Source organism: Gordonia sp. 852002-10350_SCH5691597 (genome assembly GCF_001665715.1).
GTDB classification, from domain to species: Bacteria; Actinomycetota; Actinomycetes; order Mycobacteriales; family Mycobacteriaceae; genus Gordonia; species Gordonia sputi.
The window spans coordinates 1-22922 of the sequence record NZ_LZMO01000234.1; the positions used below are offsets into that span (position 1 = coordinate 1).

Annotated in this window: 19 protein-coding genes; 5 read left to right on the forward strand and 14 right to left on the reverse strand. The window is 65.4% G+C overall.

Features of this window, described 5'->3' with window-relative positions:
• From A5777_RS17235 to A5777_RS17255, 5 genes are all read right to left on the reverse strand, one after another.
• On the reverse strand, positions 1-878 hold an 878-nt coding region (locus tag A5777_RS17235; protein WP_231895105.1), incomplete at its 3' end, for an MlaD family protein.
• 8 nt (positions 879-886) lie between these two features.
• Positions 887-1921, reverse strand: coding sequence for an MCE family protein (locus A5777_RS17240; RefSeq protein WP_064863573.1), 1035 nt, complete (start codon positions 1919-1921; stop codon positions 887-889).
• Positions 1918-3267 carry an MlaD family protein gene (locus A5777_RS17245; RefSeq protein WP_064863574.1) on the reverse strand — a complete coding sequence of 450 codons (1350 nt, stop codon included), beginning with the start codon at positions 3265-3267 and terminating at the stop codon, positions 1918-1920. Before A5777_RS17245 ends, A5777_RS17240 begins: the two co-directional genes overlap by 4 nt.
• Before the next feature lie 10 nt (positions 3268-3277).
• Positions 3278-4144, reverse strand: coding sequence for an MlaE family ABC transporter permease (locus tag A5777_RS17250; RefSeq protein ID WP_064863575.1), 867 nt, complete (start codon positions 4142-4144; stop codon positions 3278-3280).
• Between the two features lies 1 nt (position 4145).
• Complete coding sequence (locus tag A5777_RS17255; RefSeq protein ID WP_156529411.1) at positions 4146-5015, reverse strand: MlaE family ABC transporter permease; 870 nt, start codon at positions 5013-5015, stop codon at positions 4146-4148.
• Positions 5016-5232: 217 nt separating this feature from the next.
• Between A5777_RS17255 and treZ the strand changes: the two genes are divergently transcribed.
• Positions 5233-7143: a malto-oligosyltrehalose trehalohydrolase gene (gene treZ, locus A5777_RS17260; RefSeq protein WP_231895106.1), complete on the forward strand. Its 1911-nt coding sequence runs from the start codon at positions 5233-5235 to the stop codon at positions 7141-7143.
• 40 nt (positions 7144-7183) lie between these two features.
• Here treZ and ilvA read toward each other — a convergent pair whose 3' ends face one another.
• Positions 7184-8587: a threonine ammonia-lyase IlvA gene (gene ilvA / locus A5777_RS17265; RefSeq protein WP_442903056.1), complete on the reverse strand. Its 1404-nt coding sequence runs from the start codon at positions 8585-8587 to the stop codon at positions 7184-7186.
• A 233-nt stretch (positions 8588-8820) separates the two neighbouring features.
• Between ilvA and A5777_RS17270 the strand changes: the two genes are divergently transcribed.
• Entirely contained in the window at positions 8821-9807 is a 987-nt protein-coding gene (locus A5777_RS17270) for an SMP-30/gluconolactonase/LRE family protein (protein WP_064863596.1), read from the forward strand.
• Here the strand turns inward: A5777_RS17270 and A5777_RS17275 are convergent.
• From A5777_RS17275 to lspA, 5 genes are all read right to left on the reverse strand, one after another.
• Complete coding sequence (locus A5777_RS17275) at positions 9768-10046, reverse strand: hypothetical protein (protein ID WP_064863576.1); 279 nt, start codon at positions 10044-10046, stop codon at positions 9768-9770. The two genes, A5777_RS17270 and A5777_RS17275, sit on opposite strands and share 40 nt — an antisense overlap.
• Before the next feature lie 144 nt (positions 10047-10190).
• Positions 10191-11870: an NAD-binding protein gene (locus A5777_RS17280; RefSeq protein WP_064863577.1), complete on the reverse strand. Its 1680-nt coding sequence runs from the start codon at positions 11868-11870 to the stop codon at positions 10191-10193.
• A 22-nt stretch (positions 11871-11892) separates the two neighbouring features.
• Positions 11893-15438, reverse strand: coding sequence for a DNA polymerase III subunit alpha (dnaE, locus tag A5777_RS17285; protein WP_082933724.1), 3546 nt, complete (start codon positions 15436-15438; stop codon positions 11893-11895).
• Between the two features lie 209 nt (positions 15439-15647).
• Positions 15648-16574 carry an RluA family pseudouridine synthase gene (locus tag A5777_RS17290; protein WP_064863578.1) on the reverse strand — a complete coding sequence of 309 codons (927 nt, stop codon included), beginning with the start codon at positions 16572-16574 and terminating at the stop codon, positions 15648-15650.
• A complete protein-coding gene (gene lspA, locus A5777_RS17295) occupies positions 16567-17175 on the reverse strand; it encodes a signal peptidase II (protein WP_064863579.1) in 609 nt (202 codons plus the stop codon). Before lspA ends, A5777_RS17290 begins: the two co-directional genes overlap by 8 nt.
• A gap of 39 nt (positions 17176-17214) precedes the next feature.
• Between lspA and A5777_RS17300 the strand changes: the two genes are divergently transcribed.
• On the forward strand, positions 17215-18204 hold the full coding sequence (locus A5777_RS17300; RefSeq protein WP_082933726.1) for a hypothetical protein: 990 nt from the start codon (positions 17215-17217) through the stop codon (positions 18202-18204).
• A gap of 88 nt (positions 18205-18292) precedes the next feature.
• Here A5777_RS17300 and A5777_RS17305 read toward each other — a convergent pair whose 3' ends face one another.
• Positions 18293-18829, reverse strand: coding sequence for a hypothetical protein (locus A5777_RS17305; RefSeq protein WP_064863580.1), 537 nt, complete (start codon positions 18827-18829; stop codon positions 18293-18295).
• 277 nt (positions 18830-19106) lie between these two features.
• On the opposite strand from A5777_RS17305, the gene A5777_RS17310 reads away from it, so the two are divergent.
• Positions 19107-20057 (forward strand): asparaginase, encoded by a 951-nt coding sequence (locus A5777_RS17310; RefSeq protein WP_064863581.1) that lies wholly within the window; start codon positions 19107-19109, stop codon positions 20055-20057.
• An 18-nt stretch (positions 20058-20075) separates the two neighbouring features.
• Here A5777_RS17310 and A5777_RS17315 read toward each other — a convergent pair whose 3' ends face one another.
• Together A5777_RS17315 and A5777_RS17320 are read right to left on the reverse strand one after the other, a co-directional pair.
• The gene (locus tag A5777_RS17315) at positions 20076-21491 is read right to left on the reverse strand and encodes a DNA polymerase IV (RefSeq protein ID WP_064863582.1); all 1416 of its coding nucleotides are present in this window, start codon (positions 21489-21491) and stop codon (positions 20076-20078) included.
• 95 nt (positions 21492-21586) lie between these two features.
• Complete coding sequence (locus A5777_RS17320; RefSeq protein ID WP_064863583.1) at positions 21587-22048, reverse strand: nitroreductase/quinone reductase family protein; 462 nt, start codon at positions 22046-22048, stop codon at positions 21587-21589.
• A gap of 155 nt (positions 22049-22203) precedes the next feature.
• Between A5777_RS17320 and A5777_RS17325 the strand changes: the two genes are divergently transcribed.
• A complete protein-coding gene (locus A5777_RS17325; protein WP_064863599.1) occupies positions 22204-22914 on the forward strand; it encodes a TetR/AcrR family transcriptional regulator in 711 nt (236 codons plus the stop codon).
• Positions 22915-22922 lie beyond the last annotated feature (8 nt).

Genomic DNA, 22922 nt, shown 5'->3' on the forward strand with positions numbered 1-22922 from the left:
GACAACTCGCTCAGAAGATCGTCGCGCGTGAGGCGTTGGTGACAAAACTCCTCGATGGTGTTGCGGCGCTGGCTGATCAGACGCGAGCCGTCGCCGCCGAGAACGGCAACAGCTTCGCGCCGATCCTGGCGAACCTCAACACCATCAGCCAGCGCCGCAACACCATCGAGGAGTTTTGTCACCAACGCCTCACGCGCGACGATCTTCTGAGCGAGTTGTCCACCCTGACCGACGATGACCGCCAGCTGCGTCTGGGTATCGTTCACCACCGAGGTCACCGTGTTCGTGTCGGCGAGCAGTTGGGTGATCTGGTCTTTGCGGTTGGTGATGATCTTCGACATCTCGACGAGCGAATCGATCGTCGGTCGGGCAAGCGCAGGCGCATCCGAGAGCTGCGCGTTGAGCGTTGTGATGCTCTGCGCCAACGCTTTGTCGTCGACACCGGCGATCACCGGCGTGCCCACTTCGAGAGTCTTCTGCAGGTCGTAGGGCACCGCGGTCTTGGCGATCCGACCATCGGGCGCGGGTTGCGACGAATTCCCCAGTGACACATCGATGTAGCGCTGTCCGAGCAGCGTCGACATCTTGATTTCAGCGGAACCATTGGAGGTGACGTTCACATCGCGATCGACCTTCATGGTGATCTTGACGTGATCACGCTCGAGCGAGGTGTCGGCAACCTCACCGACGTCGATTCCCGCAACGCGCACCTTGTCGCCCGGCCGGATACCCCCGGCCTGGGCGAAATCGGCTGTGTACGACTTCTTCCCGATGTGCGCCTGCCCGATCCCGGTGACGAGCAGGATGAGCGCCACGATCACGGCGGCACCGATGACGCCGTACCACGTACGACGGTGCCTGCTGAAGCTCCTGCGCATGCGCCCGCTCATTGGCACACCGGAGAGTGCTTGGTGCCGCCGACTTTGTTGAGGATTCCAGGAGGCAGCAGGACGTTGCCTATCGAGATGTCGAGATCACATGCGTACACGTTCAGATACGCCCCCTCCTGCATCGCTTTCGGTAGGAGCGCGAGGAACTTCGGCAGATCGACCACGGTCTGGTCGAGTGACGCGCCCGCCGAGATCAGCCCGTTCGTCGCATACCTGGTGTTGTTCGCGGCCGCCGCCAGATCTGTGCGCGACCGACCGAGCACATCTGCGAAGCCTGCTGCGGTTCTCCCGATCTGGTCGACGGACTTCCCCAGCGCGGCCGAGTTCGCGTTGAGTTTCTCGATGAGCGACGCGACGCTGGTCACGACCCCGGTGAGCTGACTCTTCTGCACCGAGAGGTCGCGCATCACGCCGCTGAGGTTGTCGATGATCGCTCCGATCACGACGTCGCGGTTGGCCATGTCGGAGGCGAGTTTGCTGATCTGCGCGACGGTCGTGTTCAGCGATACGGTGTCGCCCTGGAATGCCTGGATCAAGCCGTTGGACAGTGCGTTGACCTGTTCGGGCTGCAACGTGTCGAACACCGGCTGGAATCCTGCCAGCAACTTCGTCACGTCGAACGAATCCTGCGAGGGCTGCTGCAGCGTCGAGCCCGGAGACAACGGCGCCTCGGATGCCGCGTCCTTGCGTGAGAGCGCGAGATAGCGCTGCCCGACGAGGTTCTGGTATCGGATCGCGGCCTGCGTCGTGGTGAACACCGGCTGGTCCTGTTGCACCTCGAACGTCACCTTGGCACGCCCGTGGTCGAGGTCGATCGACTGCACGCGGCCGACTCGAACACCTGCCATCCGCACGTCGTCGCCCGAGAGCAGGCCCGACGCGTCGTTGAAGTACGCCGAGAAGTCGCGCGTCGGACCCGACACGGAACGCTCGAGCGTCGAATAGATGATGTACGTCAGCAACAATGCGACCACCGCGAAGATGGTGAATCCTATCAACGGCTTTCGGATCGACCCCTCGACCGCGCTCATCGTCCTCCCCCCGTGCCGTTGCCGTCGTGTTCTTGTTCGAGTGACACGGACTGCACGAGTGGGCCGAGCATCAGCGTGTCGGCCGCACGCGGTGCGCGGTCGAGTGCCGTTGTCAGTGTCTGGTTGTCTGCTCCGGTGGTGATCGCACCTGCCGACGACCGGTCGCCGTCATCGGATGCCTGGCCCGATCCCTGCTGGTTGGAGGCCGGCGCAACGAGCAGCGGCCCCGAACTGGTGGGACCGGTGCCTGTTCCCGGTCCGATACATCCCGGACCGCGCGCCTGACCGTACGGACCGCCGTTGTAGACCGGACAGTTCGCGCGCGAGTACTGTTGCAGCGCACCGAAACTGATACCGACGTTGACCTGAACATGGCCGTTGAGTCCGGTGAACACCGTGACCGCCTTGGCAGCCAGTTGGTTGAGCGCGGTGAGCGCCTGCGGAAGCGAGTTCGGCTCGAGTGTCACTGCGCCGATCATCGTGTCGAGATCGGGAACCAATCGCTTGGCCACGTCGCCGTTGCGCGCGAACAGGGTCTGCGCCTGATCCAGCGTGGTCGACGCCGCGGTGAGGAGCGCGGTGATGTCACGTTGATGTGATGCGACGGTCATAGCGGGGATGACGCTGCGGCCCAGTGTGTTCAGTAGTTCGGGCGCCGACTTCGCCAGTCCGAGTACTGAATCGTTGAAGTTGTCGAAACCCGACGGTGCCCCCGCCGGGAACTGCGCGTTGAGTGATTCGAAGTATGTCTTGAGTTCGCCGGAGAACATCCCGAACACCGCGCCACCACCGTGCAGCGCATCCGCGATGGTGCCGAGCACAGACGCGAGTTGCTCGGGCGGGACAGCCGTCAGCAGCGTACGCAGATCGTTCTGCGCGTCTTGCAGCTTGATGGTCGGAAGTGACCGGTCTGCGGGAATGTTGGCGCCGTCGGAAAGATGTTCTGGTGCCGGCTGTTCGGGGGCGACGAACTCCACCGAGTTCACGCCGAACAGATTCGACGGCACCGTCCGCGCTGTCACGTTTGCCGGAATGCCCTCGGCCTGAGAGGGATCGAGGTCGATGTCGACAACCTTGATCTGTTTGCCGCCCGCCCCTGTCTCGGTGGAGAGCTGCATGGTCTTGACCTCGCCGACGATCAGGCCGTTGTACCGGACATCCGCGCTGTCGACGAGCCCGTCGCCGATGTCTTCCATCTCGGCGTGCACCCCGACGACCGAGTCGAACGCACCCTGATAGCGCATGAACAGGACGACGAACATGATGGCGAGAACAACCACGAAGATCAGCCCACGCAGAACGTACTGGCGCAGCGACGGGTTGCGTCCGTCGGTGGCGATGTTCATCGGTCCCCCCTCATCCCGATATCCGAACGCCGGACGACATGCCCCAGAAGACGAGCGTCATGATGAGGTTCGCGAAGACGATGACGATGATCGCGAGTCGGATCGCGTGGCCCGCTGCGACGCCGACCCCCTCGGGTCCGCCCGACGCGAAATATCCGTAGTAGCACTGGATGAAGGTGGTCAGCAGCACGAAGATGATCACTTTGATGAACGAGAAGAGCACGTCCTGAGAGCGGATGAACGAGTCGAAATACGAAAGGTAGTCACCTGCCCCCTTGCCGCTCTGGAGCTGGAACATGACTTGGCAGGCGATGTAGTTCGCGGCCAACGACACCGAGTAGAGGGGCACGATCGCGATCACGGCCGCGAGCATCCGCGTGGTCACGAGATACGGCATCGGTCGGATCGCGATCGATTCGAGTGCGTCGATCTCCTCGCTGATCCGCATCGATCCCAGCTGCGCGGTGAACCGGCATCCCGACTGTGCCGTGAACGCGGTCGCTGCGAGTAGTGGTCCGATCTCGCGGGTGGTCGCGAAGGCCGAGAGTCCACCGGTCACCGGTGCCATGCCGAGCAGATTCAGCGCGGTGTAGCCCTCGATACCCACAGTCGCCCCACCCATGACACCGAGGATGAGCATCACGCCGACGGTTCCACCGCCGACCACGATCGCCCCGTTGCCCCATGCGACGTCGGAGAGCAGGCGCCACACCTCTTTGCGGTAGTGGGTGAAGGTGAGCGGCACAGCACCGATCGACCGCACGAGGAACGTGACGAGATGCCCCATCCTGGCGAGTGCGTCGCGCGGTGCGGTGACGACTATCTTGCCCGCGCCGAGCGGACGTAGAACCGGTGGCACATACCGTGATGCGGTCACCTCACACCACCTTTGTCGGGACGAGGAGAGCGAACATCTGCGTGAGAATGACGTTCACCGTGAACAGGAGAAGCACCGAGTTGACGACGGCGGCATTGACCGAATTCGCCACGCCCGCAGGCCCACCCTTGGTCGACAACCCGCGGTCGCAGGCGACGATCGCCCCGATCGCCCCGAAGATGACCGATTTGGTGAGCGCGAACGAGAGGTCGGAGACAGAGGCGAACGATGCGAAGGTCCCGGTGTAGCTACCGGGCGTGCCGCCCTGGAAGTACACGTTGAACACGTAGCCGGTGATGAAGCCGACGAAGCACACAAAGCCACACAGCAGAAAACTAACGACCATCGTCGCGAGGAGCCTCGGCGAGATGAGTCGTTCGATCGGATTGACACCCATCACCCTCATCGCATCGATCTCGTCGCGGATCGTCCGCGAGCCGAGGTCAGCGGCGATGGCCGAGCCGACGGCGCCCGCGAGCAACAGTGACGTCACCAGCGGTGCACCCTGTCGAATCACACCAAGACCGGTTGCCGCACCAGAGAACGACGTCGCTCCGATCTGGCCTGCGATGTTGCTGACCTGGATCGACACGATCACGCCGATCGGGATGGCGACGAGCAGGGTCGGCAACACGGACGTGCTGGCCATGAACGCGCACTGACGGATGAACTCCGCGAACGGAAACCGTCGCTTGGCGATATCGACGAACAGGGTTCGGAACACCTCGACGAACAGACCGAGTTGCCGCCCGAACGTGTCGAACGACGCCACGACATGCTCGCGAAACCACACCGCAGCGCCGTTGTGGCGAGACCGGATGGTCACGCCACGTTCTGGCGCCGCACTCTCGCGCTCCGCGGTTTCACTCATGCCCGACTCTCGATGACAACCACCCCTGCCCATGTTGTGCGGTGCCGCACGCTGCCGGCAATCATGCCACTGTTGGCGCTATGCCAACAAGCGGTCGTTCGCCAGAGTTCACTTATCTAACTGCGCGGTAATATACATCGCCGCGCTGACGTCATGTGCGATGGGTCACATGGTGGCGAGTCGGCGCCCGGCCGCCAGCGGATCTACCGTTGGGGCCATGCAGACCAACCCCGAACTGCTCGGCCCTGTCGACGCAGACATCCCGGCGACAGGAGCCTCGAGGTCGGAGGAAGACGTGCACACAAGCGCGCCGTCGAGACGGTTCACCCCTCCCCGCTTCATTGGCGACATCGAGGTGTGGGCCCCGGCCGCGAATGCTGTCGTTCTCGTGACCGACTCGCCGGACACCGACGGCAGTCCGATGACGCGAGTGTCCGACGCTCCGGGCTGGTGGCGGGTCAACACTCAGGACGGTTCCGATTCCGGCGCGCCGTCGGAGTCGGATACAGGCCGTCGCTACGGCTTCCGAATCTTGTCCGACGACACAGACGGCGACGCTCCCGTGCGTCCGGACCCCAGGTCTGTCCGCCAGCCGGACGGTGTGCACGACATGTCGGCGTTGCACGTCGTCGACGAATCGATCTGGACCGACGACGGATGGCGCGGGCGGTCGATTCTCGGCGCGATCATCTACGAGCTTCACGTCGGTACCTTCACTCCCACCGGGACACTCGACGCCGCCATCGACAAACTCGACCACCTCGTCGACCTCGGCGTCGACTTCGTCGAACTCATGCCGGTCAATGCGTTCAACGGCGACGTCGGATGGGGATACGACGGCGTCGACTGGTACGCGGTCCAGGAGTCCTACGGAGGGCCGGACGCGCTCGCGCGGTTCGTCGACGCATGCCACGCACGGGGACTCGGGGTCGTTCTCGACGTCGTCTACAACCATCTGGGCCCGTCGGGAAACTATCTACCCGACTTCGGGCCGTATCTGAGCGACGGGGCGACGTCGTGGGGCGCAGGACCCAACCTCGCGGGCCCCGACTCGGACACTGTCCGCGACTACATCGTCGAAAATGCGCTTCGCTGGTTCCGCGACTTCCACATCGACGCCCTGCGACTCGACGCCGTGCACGCCCTCAACGACCACCGCGCGCTACACATCCTCGAGGAGCTCGCTCTCGAAACCGACTCCCTCGCAGCCGAACTCGGCAGGTCGCTGTCGCTGATCGCCGAAAGCGACCTCAACGACCCGCGTCTGATCACACCGCGTGATCGCGGCGGATACGGTCTGACGGCGCAGTGGGACGACGACATCCACCACGCCATCCACAGCCTGGTGTCCGGCGAACGGCAGGGCTACTACGCCGACTTCGGCAGCTATCAGGCCCTGGCAAAGGTGTTGCGCGGCGGCTTCTTTCACGATGGCACCTACTCGTCGTTTCGGCGACGACATCACGGCAGGCCGATACCGACCGACGAGATCCCGGCAACGGCACTACTCGCCTACACCTGCAACCACGACCAGATCGGCAACCGCGCCATCGGCGACCGCCCGTCGGCTTATCTCGATCCCGGGCAGCTCGCCATCAAGGCCGCGTTGGTGCTCCTCTCCCCCTTCACGCCCATGCTGTTCATGGGTGAGGAGTGGGCGGCGAGCACCCCGTTCCAGTTCTTCACCTCGCACCCCGAGCCCGAGCTCGGCCGCGCAACCGCCGAGGGACGCAAGGCCGAGTTCGCCGAGCACGGTTGGGACAGCGCCGAGATCCCCGATCCACAATCACCGCAGACATTTGCCGACTCGAAGCTCGATTGGAGCGAACCCGACACCGGAATCCACGCGCGGGTACTCGAGTTCTACCGTGCACTCATCGAACTCCGGAAAACACGAAACGCGTTCGCCGACAACTCCTTTGCCTCTATAGACGTCGAGTACGACGAGCAGGCCGGCTGGTTCGCGATGCATCGTGGCGACCAGACCGTCGTCGCGGTGATCGGCGCAGAGCCAACCACCGTGCCGATCCCGCTCGAACCGGCACTGACCTGGGCCGACGTCGACATCACCGACGACGGCCTGCACAGCGGAGGCCACAACCTCGTCGTCGGCACCAGAGCGCGCTGACGTAGGAGCAGAATCCGGCCGGTCAGGTCAGAAACGACGGTCAGGTCAGATAGTTGTACGCCGACGAGCCCGGCTCGAGTCGCTCGCAGTTGAGTCGGGAGTGTGACATCCGCTCCATGAGGTCGCCGAGCCCCTCCGGTGAACCGAGCTCGATGCCGACGAGCGCCGCACCCGTCTCACGGTTGTTGCGCTTGACGTACTCGAACACCGTGATGTCGTCGTCGGGACCGAGGACTTCGTCGAGGAACCTGCGCAGCGCACCCGGTTCCTGCGGGAAGTCGACGAGGAAGTAGTGCTTGAGCCCCTTGTGGACGAGGGACCGTTCGATGATCTCGTTGTACCGCGACACGTCGTTGTTGCCGCCGGAGATCAGGCAGACGACGTCGGCGTCGGCGGGCAGCGACAGTCTCGACAGCCCGGTGACGGCCAGTGCGCCCGCGGGCTCGGCGATGATTCCCTCGTTCTGATAGAGGTCGAGCATCGTCGAACAGATCGCGCCCTCGTCGACGTGGGTGATGTGGGTGGTACCCGCTGTCACGACCAGTGGATCGTCGACGGACAGCACCGGCACGTGCGACGTTCCGCCCTGGCGCGCGACCTGTCGGCGCACCTCGGGATGATCAGCGACGGTCGCGCCCATCGAGGCGAGTGCATGGTGACCGAGTGCGCCGATCCGCTTGACCGCCGCGCCGTCGACAAACGGGTCTATCTCCTCGAGCGTGACCGGCCCTCCTGCCGCCAACGCCGCCGACAGCGATGCCGCACCGTACGGTTCGACACCGATGATCGCGACGTCGTCGGACTTCGACCGCAGATAGGTGGCGATACCCGCCAGGCAGCCGCCCCCGCCGACCGGAAGGACGACGACGTCAGGAACCCTGCCGAGCTGCTCGACGATCTCCACCGCACTGGTGCCCTGACCGGCCGCGGTGCGCGGGTCGTCGAAGGCGTGAATCCATGCGGCGCCGGTCCGGATCACATCGTCCTGCGCGGCCGCCGCGGCAGCGTCGTAGGTGTCGCCGACCGCGATGAGTTCGACGAATTCGCCTCCGTGCCAGCGAATACGGTCGCGCTTCTGCTTCGGCGTGGTCGTCGGGACGTAGATGCGGCCGGGCACCTTCATCGTGCGGCAGGCGTAGGCGACGCCCTGTGCGTGGTTGCCTGCACTGGCCGCGACGACGCCCGGCGCGAGCTCGTCGTCGGACAGCAGCGACATGGTGTTGTACGCGCCGCGGATCTTGTAGGACCGAACGGTTTGCAGGTCTTCGCGTTTGACATGAATCCGTGCGCCGTACGCCTCCGAGATTCGTGGGACGGCCTCTAGCGGGGTGCGCGTGACCGCGGGCGAAATTCGCTCGACAGCCGCTTCGATCGCGTCGGCGCAGAGCTGCTGATCCGACGTCGTGGGCTGCGAATTGTCGATTCCGAGGTGTTGCGTACTCACGCTCTCATGGTCTCACCTCACGAAATCCCTCGTCGGGCGACCCGACCGACGTAGCATCGGTGACGTCCACCCATTTCGCCGCGTCGTCCTCGACACGCCGTCGTCCAGCCCAGTGGCGACACACTCACCGCATCGCGGCGGGACCGAACTCGCCGCTCCGCGGCGGAAACCGAACTCGCCGCTCCGCGGCCGAAAACAAGCAGGAGGTCGGCATGCTCCGACACCGCGTTCCCATGGCAGCCCTTCGGACCGGACCCCTTCGGCGGACCACAGCTCTTGCCACCGCCTGCGCAGCTGTATGCGCGACGGTGATCGTCACCGCCGTCACCGGCACCGGCACCGCGGGTGCCGCGGCGCCGTGTCCGGGTGGCGCAGCACCTGCGCGGCTCGTCGGAACTGTTCCCGGAGCAGCATTGGAGGGACTGACTGTCGATTCGCGCGGACGGCTCTACACCACCGACCTGGTCAGCGGCCGGGTTTTCCGACTCGATCGACCCGGCGCCGGTGCCGTGCCGATCGCCAAGGTTCCCTCCGGTGGCGCGGGAGCACTCGCGTGGACCCCGGACGGCACACTCCTCGTCGGCTACGGGTCGGACCCACGCGTCTTCCTGGGCGATGCGATCCGTCCCGGCGCAATTGCTCGGCTCGACGTCAACAACCTCGCCCTGCGCCCGTGGGTCGGCGGCCTCTCCGCAGCCGACGGAATGGATGTGTCGGCACGCGGAAATGTGTACGCCACCAACGACTTCGGCAACTTGGTCGGACGCATCACGCCCGCCGGGGCGGTCCAGGCCAACTGGGCTTCGATCCCGAGCGCCAACGGAGCGGTACTCAACCGCGACGACAGCTTCCTGTACGTGTCACGCACATTCAGCAATCCGGGAGTCAGCCGGATCTCGACCGGCAATCCGCGCATCGTGCAGAGTCTGTTGACGCTCGGTGGCGCCGACGCGCTCGCCGCACCCGACGGATTGACACTCGACGCCGCCGACCGTCCGGTGGTTCCGTTCAACGCGGGTGGTCAGATCGTGCGGATCACCTCACCGGGACGCTATTGCGTCCTCGCGAGCGGACTGCCGTTGTCGAGCGTGGTGTCGTACGGTCGTTCCGCGAGTGGCTTCTCGGCCGGACATCTGTACCGAGCAGGCTTCGACGGACGGATCTACGAGATCCCGAGTGGCTACTCAGCCGGGTCGGTCGCGGCGTTCCCCGGCCGCTGAGCCGACTCGCGCGTGAGGCTCGCCGCGACGATCCACACCGCGACGCCTGCCGCGGCCGACGACCATGCGGCAATCTCGGGCGACCAGGTCACGACGAGTGCGACAAGCGCGACCACTGCGGCCGCCACTGCTGAGTAGAGCTTGTGCACGGGCCAGTTCACTCCGGCGATGTCGATCGTGTGGCCGGCGCCGGTTGCGCGACCTCGGTGAGCTCCGTTGGACTCGATCAGAATTGCCATCGGATACCTCGCAACGATTCTGCTGGGGAGTTCGTCTACCCGTTCGGGTGGGCTTTGCGTCGAGTATAGACATACCCGCGAGAAAATATTCGGTGACCCGAAACCTTTCGGAGTGACCAACCGATCATTGCTGGTCAGCTCGCGTCAGCGCCCGTCACGCAGGGTGTCGAAGAGCTCGTGGTAGGGACCGACGAGGTACGCGGTGTCGTCTGCGGCGAGGCGATCGTCGCGGCGGGGATGCACGATGGTGTCGGTGCCCCGCACGATGGCGATGATCCGTGTGCGCGTCGGCAGGTCGGCCATGGTCATGCCGTCAAGGGGACTCCCGGCGCGGATGAACAAACCACCGACCATGAACGAGCGCTGTCCGACGGAGAAGGTCGAGATCACCTGGAGCCCCAGCGCAGCCCCGATGAACCACGGCGCCGCCAGTTCGACCGTCGATCGGACGTTCTGGAATCCGAAGCGATGCGCGACGGCCTTACCGAGCGAGTGGTCGTAGACGCGCATGACGACCGGCACCCCAGGTCGGCCGTCGGCGCCGCGGGACCACCGTGCGCCGAGCAGTTCGCGCAGCACGATGCCGCTCTCGATGTTCACCATGTCATCGTGTGTCAGCACGGCGACGGCCCGCGCCCGCGCGAGTCCGGCGTCGTTCAACGTGCTGCGGAGCGTCGCATCACCGAAGACGACCGGAATGTCGAGTTCTGCTGCCGCAGCGAGGTAGCGGTTGTCGTCATTGCGCTCGACCACCGCAACCGGATAACCGAGCGCGACGAGGTCGGTGGCGACACGGATTCCGAATGAGCCGAGACCGACCACGATCACGTGGCCCGACATCTGGCTCGCGCGTCGGCGTCCGGCCGATGTCCCGATACGGCGCGACAGGAGCAGGTCGGCAACGAAGGCCATCAGGATCGCCGTCGTGGTGATTCCTGCGAACATGAGCGCTATCGAGAAGAGTCGCAGCCACGTGGGCTGACCGACGAAGCTGAAGTCGCCGTAGCCGACGGTCGCGATGGTCTCGGTGGAGAAGTAGAGCGCGTCGACGAAGCTCATCCCCGGCCGGTGGTAGGTGAACCGCAGCAGGACCGTGGCCCCCAGCAGCAGGGCCAGCGAGACGCCGAGCGCACGGAACAGGTTGGGGTTCACGTCGTCTCGAAATCCCCGAAGGCCACCGAGAAGACGCAACAGAACCGGGCGGCCGCTTCTACGATGCACACGCTCGGGACCTTCCTTGACTGCGATGTTCTGGTGCGCCAACTCGTCGGCGGTGCCGATCATCGCGACCCAGTCGCCCGCTGTCACAGCGAGATCGCGCCCGGGCGAGGGAACGACCTCCCCCTCGTCAGGGCTGTTCTCACCGCGAAGCACGGCGACGGGAGCGAGGTCGCCGTAGAGTTCGCGCAACGTGGCGTCGCGGGACGCGTAGTCACCCGCGACGAGGAAGTCGTTGCCCGCCACCGGAATCGGGTGCGTGGTGCGGCCGAGACACGCCTCGACCACCGACGGACCCGCGAGCTCGGCGACGTCGAGCACCGCGCCCGGACCGTTGCCGAGGGCGACAGCGTCGCGTAGGACGCCGCTCGACAGGTTGGTCACGACGCGCACCTCGGCGCTGAGTTGGCGTGTCAGAAGGGCGATCTCGAGGTTGAGCGCGTCGTCGGAACCGGCGCAGACGACGGCCGCGGCGGTTTCGACGCCGACGTCCGGCAGTTCTGCCGGATCGTGCAGCACCACGATGGTCGCTCCTGCGAGCCGTAGTTCTTCGGTGATGCGCTCGGTGAGGGCGTCATCGCCGTGCACGATGATGTGGCCGGGCATTGCTGGAGCGTACCCGTGTCGGTCAGCCCAGGCAGGTCGGCCCGAGTAGCGCCTTGAGATCGCCCATCAGGGCCGAACTGGGCGTGACGCGCAACGACTCGGTCAACTTCAGCACGGTCGACCGCTCATCACTGACCAGCGTCACGTGCACGTCGGCCGGGCCCGGATGTCGGGTGAGTACCTGCTTGAGCGCTTGCACGCGATCGGGCGTGCAGGCGCGAGCCGCAAGTGTCAGCGCGACCGGTTTGGTGGCCCCCGCGGCGTTGAGATCGGGAACGGCGAGGTCGTTGGCGCTGATCATCATCGAGTCGTCGCGCATGTTGACGCGCGCCTTCACCAACACGATGTTGTCGGCGACGATGTCCATCCCGTAGGTCTGGAAAGCGCGCGGGAAGAAGTAGACCTCGACACCACCGACCATGTCCTCGAGTGTGACGGCCGCCCACGGCTCGCCCTTCTTGTTCACCCTGCGGGTCACCGACGAGATGATGCCGCCGATGGTGATCTGTGCACCGTCGGAGATGTTGCCCTCGAGCAACTGCGTGATCGAGGTGTCGGTCTGCGCCGCGATCGCGTGTTCGACGCCGCTGAGCGGATGCCCGGACACGTAGAGCCCCAACATCTCTCGTTCGAGTGCGAGCTTGTGCTTGGAATCCCATTCCTGGTCGGGCACCTTGACCGCGAACACCTCGGCCATGGTGTCGTCGGCTCCACCCCCCGCGTCGCCGAAGAGGTCGAACTGTCCGATCGCTTCGGCTTTCTTGGTGCCGATGACCGACTCGACCGCCTCGACATGGATCAGGAACAGACCCTTGCGCGGATGGTCGAGCGAATCGAATGCGCCCGCCTTCACCAGCGACTCGGTGACCTTCTTGTTGCACGCCGTGACATCGATCTTGTTGAGGTAGTCGGAGAAACTGGTGAACTTCCCCTTCTCGTCGCGGGCGGCGAGGATCGACGACACGACGCCCGAACCCACGTTGCGAATCGCGGCGAGACCGAAGCGGATGTCCGTTCCGACTGCGGCGAAGTTGTGCTGCGACTCGTTGACGTCCGGAGGGAGCACAGTGATGCCCAGCTTCCGGCAGTCGGCGAGATAGATGGCCGCCTTGTCTTTGTCGTCGCCGACGGAGGTGAGCAGGCCGGCCATGTATTCGGCCGGGTAGTTCGCCTTGAGGTAGGCGGTCCAGAAGGAGACCAGACCATAGCCCGCCGCGTGCGACTTGTTGAACGCATAGCCGGCGAAGGGCAACACCGTGTCCCACAGGGCGGTGATGGCAGCCTGGGAGAAGCCGTTGTTGCGCATCCCCTCTGCGAAGCCGTCATAGGCCTCGTCGAGGATCTCCTTCTTCTTCTTGCCCATCGCGCGGCGCAGCAGGTCTGCTTGACCGAGCGAATAGCCCGCGACCTTCTGAGCGATCTGCATGATCTGCTCTTGGTAGACGATCAGACCGTAGGTCTCGGCGAGGATTTCCTTGAGCGGCTCTTCGAGTTCGGGATGGATCGGCTTGATCTGCTGCAGCCCGTTTTTACGCTTGGCGTAATCGGTATGCGCGTTCACGCCCATCGGTCCGGGGCGATACAGCGCGAGCACGGCGACGATGTCTTCGAAGCCGGTGGGTTGCATCATCTTCAGCAGTTCGCGCATCGCCGCGCCGTCGAGCTGGAACACACCGAGGGTGTCGCCCTTGGCCAGCAGCTCGTAGGTCTTGGTGTCTTCGAGCGGCAGGGTGTCGAGGTCGAGATCGATGCCTCGGTTGAGCTTGATGTTCTCGAGCGCGTCGCCGATGACGGTCAGGTTGCGCAGACCGAGGAAGTCCATCTTCAACAGACCGATGGCTTCACACGACGGGTAGTCCCAGCCGGTGATGATCGCGCCGTCCTGTGCGCGCTTCCACACCGGGATCGCGTCGGTGAGTGGTTCGGAGGACATGATCACCGCGCACGCGTGGACGCCCGCGTTACGGATCAGGCCTTCGAGTCCGATCGCGGTGTCGTAGATCTTCTTGACGTCGGGATCGGTCTCGATGAGAGTGCGGACCTCCGTGGCCTCGCCGAACCTCTCATGTTCGGGGTTCGTGATACCCCAGACCGGGATGTCCTTGGCCATGATCGGCGGCGGCAACGCCTTGGTGATCTTGTCGGCAATGGCAAAGCCGGGCTGGCCGAACTGAACTCGCGCGGAGTCTTTGATCGCGGCCTTGGTCTTGATGGTGCCGAAGGTGATGACCTGGGCGACCTTGTCGCTGCCCCACCGGTCGGTGGCGTAGCGAACCATCTCGCCGCGTCGACGGTCGTCGAAGTCGATGTCGATATCGGGCATCGACACACGCTCGGGGTTGAGGAATCGCTCGAACAGCAGTCCGTGCGGGATCGGGTCGATGTTGGTGATACCGAGCGCCCACGCGACCAGCGAGCCCGCCGCGGAACCACGGCCTGGGCCGACGCGGATACCCACCTCGTGGGCGTGCCGGATGAGGTCGCCGACCACGAGAAAGTAGGCGGGGAAACCCATCTGGATGATGACGTCGAGCTCGTAGTTGGCGCGACGCAGATATTCCTCTGGTACCTCGACGCCGGGGAAACGACGCTCGGCGAGACCGTTGGCCACTTCCTTGCGCAGCCACGTCTGCTGCGATTCGCCGTCGGGAACGGGGAAGATCGGCATGCGGTCGCGGTGGGTGAAGACGTCGGTGTAGGACTGCACCCGGTCGCCGATCTCGAGGGTGTTGTCGCAGGCGTCGGGGACGACCGAATCCCACTGGGCGCGCATCTCGTCGGCGGACTTCAGGTAGTAGCCGTCGCCGTCGAACTTGAATCGTGTCGGGTCGGTCAGCGTCTTACCGGTCTGCACACACAGCAGCGCCTCGTGGCTCGCGGCATGGTCTTTCGTGACGTAGTGGCAGTCGTTGGTGACGATCGGCTTGATGCCGAGCTTGCGGCCGATGTCGAGCAGGCCGTCACGCACACGGCGCTCGATCTCGAGTCCGTGCTCCATCAACTCGAGATAGAAGTTCTCCTTACCGAAGATCTCCTGCCATTTGGCGGCCGCTTCGAGAGCTTCGCGGTCATGACCGAGACGCAGACGGGTCTGGACCTCGCCGGACGGACACCCCGTGGTCGCGATGATGCCCTCGGCGTGTTCGGCGATGAGGTCGGCGTCCATGCGGGCCCACTTGCCGAGTTGGCCCTCGATGGACGCCAGTGACGACAGCTTGAACAGGTTACGCAGACCGGTCGCGTTCTCGGCGACCATCGTCATGTGGGTATAGGCGCCCGAACCCGAGACGTCGTCGCCCTTCTGGTCGCGCGTACCCCACTGGATGCGTTTGGTGTCGAACCGCGACTCCGGTGCGATGTAGGCCTCGATGCCGATGATCGGCTTGATCTCGTTCTTGATCGCGGTGTTGTAGAACTCACTTGCACCGAACATGTTGCCGTGGTCGGTCATGCCGATCGCGGTCATGCCCAGGCGTTTGGCCTCCGCGAACAGGGGCGACACCTTTGCTGCACCGTCGAGCATCGAGTACTCGGTGTGGTTGTGCAGGTGGACAAACGAACCGGCCACGGATGCCTCTCACCTCGAAGGAACGTCCTGGACAGACGTCACTGAACGTGCGTGTGTTGCTGAGCGTTGTTGATCGATCCCGACCACTGATCGACCTCAACCACTGTAGGACTCCCCTCTGACACTCACGAACATGCCGCGCCAGGCTGTGACAGATGAGGCGAGGATCCCCGGAGTGTCGCCCGCGGCGTGTCGGCGCGGGCGTGCACTCACGTGTCGCGCAGGACGTCCAGAGCGTGTTGCAGGTCGGCCGGATAGGGACTGACGAACTCCACCCAACGTCCGTCGGCAGGATGGGCGAACCCGAGCGAACGAGCGTGCAGCCACTGGCGCTCGAGCCCGAGTCGCGCGGCCAACACCGGATCGGCTCCGTAGGTCAGGTCACCGCAGCATGGGTGGTGCAGCGCAGAAAAGTGCACGCGAATCTGGTGCGTCCGTCCCGTTTCGAGGTGGATGTCGAGCAGCGACGCCGCGGCGAACATCTCCAGCGTGTCGTAGTGGGTGATGCTCGGCTTGCCGTTCGCGGTCACCGCGAATTTCCAGTCGGCTCCCCGATGACGGCCGATCGCCGCGTCGATGGTTCCGGTCGGCGGATCGAGATGGCCCTGCACCAGCGCGTGATAGCCCTTCTCGACCTCACGGTCGCGGAACGCGCGTTTGAGCAACGTGTATCCGTGCTCCGACGCCGCGACCACCATCAACCCCGACGTGCCCACGTCGAGACGCGACACGATGCCCTGCCGTTCAGCCGCGCCCGAGGTCGAGATCCGGAATCCCGCGGCGTCCAACGCGCCCACGACGGTGGGTCCGCTCCATCCCAGCGACGGATGGGCCGCGACGCCAACGGGCTTGTCGACGACGATGATGTCGGAGTCGTGATAGATCACCGAGAGGTCTTCGACCGGCGTCGGCTCGACCCGCAACGGCTCGTCCGGCTCGGGAAGCAATACATCGAGCCAACTACCCGCTGCGAGCTTGTGCGACTTGCCGACCGCGATGCCGTCAACGGTCACATCACCCGCATCGGCGAGAGTGGCCACGACGGTTCGCGAGAGGCCGAGGATGCGGGACACCCCGGCATCGAGGCGCATGCCCGCGATCCCGTCGGGAACCGGCATGGAACGCGATTCACGCATTCTCGGCCTCGACTTTCGCGGCGCGCCGAGCGGCAAAGCCCGACCGCGAGCCGTCGTAGTCGTATCCGAGCAGCGACAGCACGACGAGTAGCACGGCACCGCACACAACCGCCGAGTCGGCGACGTTGAACACGGGCCACCAGCCGACCGAGATGAAGTCGACGACGTGTCCGCGCAGCGGTGCGGGGTCACGGAAGATCCGATCGATCAGGTTGCCGATGGCACCGCCGAGGACCAGCCCGAGACCGAGGACCCACCACCCCGAGCGGAGTTTGCGGCTGAACCGGAAGATGACCACCACGACCGCGAGGGCGATCAGCGTCAATACCCAGGTGTAGCCGGACGCCATCGAGAATGCCGCGCCGCTGTTGCGCACGAGCCGCAGCGTGACGGCATCACCGATGATGTGCACCGGGCGCTCCGGGTCGAGTAGCGCGACGACCAGCGACTTGGTGATCACGTCGAGCGCGATCACCGCCAACGCGATGCCCGCGAGCAATACCAGCACCGAGGTCGAGCTGCGCAGCATCCCACTGCGGTCGTTCTCGCTGGTTTCCCGGTCGTCGGAGAGGTCGTGCGTCTGGTCGGGTCGGTCATCCACCCCACCATCATCCCTGACACGTGCAATACGCTGACTGGCGTGTCCGATCCGACCCGTCGAACTGTCCATGAACCACCCCCTCGACGCCGCTCGGTTCGCCGCCGGGTCACGCTCGGATCGACCGCAGCGGCACTGGCGAGTGTGCTCCTCGTGTCGGGATGCGGCAGCGACTCGGAGTCGGATGCCGGATCGGGGCAGCCGTCCGGAGCCCAAGCGGGCTGCACGACCACCTCGACCTCCGGGCAACGCGACGCCAACCTGATCCCGATCCCACCCGCGGCGGTCACTGTCACATCCACCGGAAACCAGCCACACCGCGTGGTCGGCAGCGCCCCGAACCGCGCAACGCCACAACATTCGACGTTGTCGACGACGTCGTCTGTCACAGCGGCCGACGGCACGACCGAGCAGACCGTCGACATCCCGATCACCGCGTCGTTCCATTGCACCGACAACACCGATCTCGAGATGACACTGGGCGCGTCGACCTCGCCCGACCCGACGTTGAACGACCAACTGAAGGCGACCAAGGACGCGAAGGCGGGTGTGGCGCTCGGACCGGGCGCCGCTCCGGTCTCGCTGCGACTGATCCCGACGAAGGATTCGGGTTCGGAGGCGAGAAGTGCCATCGAGCAGTCGCTGGTTCAGGCGTTCCAGAACTCGATTCCTCTGCCCACCGAGCCGATCGGGGTGGGTGCGACGTGGCGAACCGAGCGGACCATCACGGCCGCCACAACGCTGACCCAGACGATCACCGCGACACTCAAGGCGTGGGACGGCAACCGCGTGACCATCGACTTCACCACCGAAGAATCACCGGTCAACTCGGTGTATGCGATTCCCGGCTCCGACACCACGCTGACCATCTCCCGCTACTCCTACACCGGTTCGGGAACCCTTGTCTCCGACGTGACGCGCGGTCTGCCGATCAGCGGCTCGGGCACGTACACGGGTGCGCGTGAACTTGTCGGAGCCGACCCTGCCAATCCACTGCTCCAGAAGATCGGCTTCTCCTACTCCTGGAAGTAGAGAGCTCCCTCACACACACGAGAGCCCCTGTCCCGCGCGGGACAGGGGCTCTCGTTGTGGTGCATGCGCGCTCAGGCGTGCACTTGAGTCACTTGGTGCACATGGCGCTCTTGATGTTGTTGCCGGACAGGATCGGGCACACCGAGTCGCTGGCGAGCTTCCACCGTCCGCCGTCGTACACGATCTGGGCGTCGAGCTTGGTCGGCGGGTTGTCGGGGAGCTTCACCTGAACCTTCACGGTTGCCTTGTTCGGGCCGGCCGGGATCACGGGCGGGAAGATCTGGTAGGTGACGTCCTTGTTGTCCTCACGCGCCTTGACCAGCTTGTCGAAGAGCTGGGGATCCTTCTCGGAACCCTGCACGAGATCGGTCTTCTCCGAGTTGGGCACATTGGGGTCGAGCGCCTTGTTCAACATCGCGTTCAGCGTGGCGACACTCGGGCGGACGTTGGGGTTGGTGACCCCGGCGTCGGCACCCGACGCGGCGGCCTCGGACGTCGCGGCAGCACTGGTCGTCGCAGCGACCGTGGGGACGTCGTCGGAATCGTCGCTGCTGCTGCATGCCGCGAGGGACGTGGCAACTGCCACGGTCATGACGGCGGCACCTACGAATTTAGGGAACTTCAAGGATCTTCCTCACATTTCAACGTCGGCGATGATCGTGTTCGGCGGTGACGGGCGCGGTCGTCCGCGGTTCACAGCGACCGTCACTCCGGTCACCGCGTCCACCCCCGTGGCCACAAACTCACACCACTATGCCAAACACATCGACTCCACCCAACGACACGTACCCGCCGAGATCGTGCGTGACAACGATCGTCGGTGAGCATTACGGTGTCGCACGAGCAGTGCCGACGAGTGCAACGGTTGACGTCCGACATCGGTTCCGGGGACGCTGTCTGGCATGACGCAACCCCGAATCGCGCTCATCACCACGGGCGGAACGGTAGCTGCTCGCCAGAGCGCGGACGGGGCGATTCCGGTGCTGACCGCGTCCGAACTCCTCGCCGACGCGCCGACGCCCGACGCTCTCACTCCACTCATCGAGTCCGTCGACCTCATGTCGGTCGACAGTTCGGCGATCACGGTGACCCAACAGGCGCAGGTGGTGCGCGCGGTCAAGGCCGCACTCGACGACGGTGACGTGACCGGGGTCGTCGTCACCCACGGCACCGACACGATGGAGGAGACAGCGTTCTTGGCCGACCTCGTCTCCGACGATCCCCGGCCCGTCGTGTTCACCGGGGCGCAATACCCCGCCGACGCCCCCGACGCCGACGGACCCGCGAACATCGCTGCGGCCATCGAGGTGGCGGCCGATCCGGCTAGCCGTGGCCGCGGCGTAGTGCTGGCATTGGGCGGACGCGTGCTGCCCGTTCGGGGAGCGTTCAAAGTGTCGACCACCGCGACCGAGGCCTTCGACACCGTGCACGACGCACTGCCGCGCCCCCTGGTCGGCGACCCGATGCCCGAACGTCTCGCCCGCGTGGACACCTACGCGTTGTACCCCGGCGTCGCCGCGGGAATCATCGCCGCGGCCGTCGCACAGCGTGCGTCGGGAATCGTGCTCGCGGCAACGGGTTCGGGCAACACGCATCCCGACATCACCGCCGAGGTTGTCGCCGCGCGACGCGCGGGGGTCGCCGTCGTCGTCACGACCCGTGTGCCGTACGGCCCGGTGGTCGCGACCTATGGCGGCGGTGGCGGAGCCGTCGACCTCGAACGCGCAGGCGCCGTGGTGTCCCGGTGGTTGCGTGCGCCACAGGCGCGCATGGCACTGATCGCGCTGCTGTCGACGGGACATGACGCCGACGACGTCGCCGACTTCTTCCGCCGTTCCGAGCCCGCCACCTGATCGTCGTGGCCTGAGGGCTCAGCGCGGTACATCGGGCCACGCGAGACTGTCGAGCGGGTCGCCGCGTCGCAACGCGCCATCGTCGGCTGCGAACGTGCGCGCGACGCCGGGTCCTGTTGCCCGCGTTTCGAATCGCACGGTCACCACACCGTGTCCGCTCCCCTGCACCCAGCCGTGCCCGAACTCGGGATGCACCACGTCGACGCCTGTCGTCGCCCAGCTCCCGCTGTCGGAGAGGGCCGATTCGGCACCGCTGTCGGAGACGGCAGAGTGGGTGGTTTCGAATCCGTCCGAGGGTGCAGCCGTGTCGACGGACACCACTGCTTCGAGATCTGGGGCGTCGAGATCTGGGGGCATCCGTGCGATGTCGGCGATTGGTGCAATATCGCCGTCGCCGAAGAGCACGTACTGCTCGACGGTCGACAGACCTGAGAAGCCCACTCCGACAAGGCGTATCGGGCCGACGGTCTGTGGGTCCAGAGCGAGTCGTCGGGCCATCGATGTGAGGGTGTCGAGATCGGTCGTCGCGGCGGGCAGCGTCGACGATCGGGTCAGGATCGACATATCCGAACGCTTGAGTTTCAGCACGACGGTGCGCGCACCGCGTCCGTCGGAAAGCAGTCGACGGTGCGCGTCGGCCGCCGACTTGTCGATTGCGGGTCGCAGGCCTGCGAGGTCGACGATGTCGCGCGCGAAGGTCGATTCGGCGCTGATCTGTTTGGCCGCTGCGCGCTCGGTGACGGGCCGGTCGTCGTGTCCACGCGCGAGCAGATGCAGTGCTGGTCCGACGCTGGAGCCGAGCACCGACGCTACTTCGAGGTCGGACATCGCGGCAAGGTCGCCGATCGTGTCAATACCCAGGCGCGCCAACCGTTCTCCGGAGACGGGCCCGATTCCCCAGAGTTTGCGTACCGGCAGTGCGTGGAGGAAGTCGAGTTCTCTGCTCGGCGGAATGACCATGACCCCATCGGGTTTGGCCATTCCCGAGGCGATCTTCGCGATCTGCTTACCGCTGCCGACACCGACGGAAGCCGCCAACCCGACGCCGTCGAAGATGCGCCTACGGATCTCTTGCGCGAACGCCTCGGCGTCGGCGGCGGAGGCACCGACGAGATCGACGGGTTCGCCGAAAGCCTCGTCGAAGGACAGCATCTCGATGACCGGCACCGCGTCACGCACGATCCCGAAGATCTTGCTGCTCACCACGCGGTACACCGAGCCGCGCGGTGGCAGTACCACCGCCGACGCTCCGACGAGGCGTCGTGCCTGATGCATCGGCATCGCCGAATGCGCACCGAATCGACGTGCGGCGTAGCTGGCGCCCGCGACGACACCGCGGCCCCCGGTGCCACCGACGAGCACCGGGCGTCCCGCGAGGGTCGGTCTCGTCAACTGCTCCACCGAGGCGAAGAAGGCATCCATGTCCAGATGCATCACCCACCGGGTGCTGCGTTCCCCGTCTGAGGACGAACCGGACACTGCTGACACACATCAAGACTAGGCAGGCCGATTCACGTCACGTCAGGGACTTACCCGGTGGTCGCCCTGCCGACGGCGAAAACCGGGATCGACGCCGCGTGTGTGTGCAGTTCGTCGTCGGATGGGTCGGTGGTCATGCCGTCGGGTAGGAATCGGCCGACCTCCCATCCCCATCGCTTCAGGTACGCGCGGATGATCGGACCGCGGTGGGCGACATCGACCTCGCTGAGCGTGACCCTTCGATCGTTGCGACCACGACGCAGGTGCGCGGTCCGCGCGGCTCGGGCATTGCGCACCCACTGGGTGTTGCCGCGTACCGCCACGAGGTACTCGCGACCGTCGAGCGCGATGGGATTCACCGGAATGCTCTGTGGTGCACCAGACTTTCGTCCGACGACGGTCAGCGTCTGTGCACCGGCGAGGTTGACCCCACGGTCGGCGAGCCAGCGAACGACGGAATTGAAGACGCGGTCCGAGCGGCCGGGCGTGACGTGGTGTTGCGTTGATTGCATGACGGTTACTCCTCGACGTTGTATGTGAAGCAGTGCATGGGAAGGCATTGCGAGTGAAAACCTTGCCCGAACCGAGAGCACCGCTCTCCATTGAGCATGCGCTCTTCGCCGAGGAAGTGCAAGAGCACCGCTCTCTGATCTGGCAGACTGGCCTCATGGCAACGGGAAAGACGCGCGCTGACAATCGCGCGGCGATGGAGGCCGAGATCCTGCGGCTCGGCCGCGAGCACCTGCGCACGCAGGGCGCTGCCGGGCTTTCGCTACGGGCGATCGCTCGCGACCTCGGCGTCGTCTCGTCGGCCGTCTACCGCTACGTACCCAGCCGCGACGACTTGTTGACCCTGCTTCTGGTGGAGGGCTACAACGACGTCGCCGACACCGTCGACGCCGCCGCTGACGCTGACAGCCCGGACGGCGTCAGCGACTCGCGGAAGCGCTTGCGGCGCATGGCCGTTGCGATGCGCGCCTGGGCACTCACCGATCCCGCGCGATGGGCGCTGCTGTACGGCAGTCCGGTGCCCGGGTACTCGGCACCGGCCGAGCGTACGACGGTCCCCGGAACGCGCGTGGTCGGCCGACTCGTCGTCGAGTTGGCGGCAGCCCACCGCGATGGCGCACTGCGCGCGCAGCTGCCATCGATCTCGCCGGCGGTCGCCGCCGACATGCGCCAGATCCTCGACGAGTTCGGCGTCGACATGCCCGCAGAGGTGGTCGCCGCGGCGACCACCCTATGGGCAACCATCATCGGCGGGATCAGCCTCGAGGTCTTCGGACAGTACGGCGCCGACACCTTCACACATCCCGACGCGCTGTTCACCACGCAGGTCGACGCCGTCCTGTCACTGCTCTTCGACGACCAATGTTGATCGGCGGG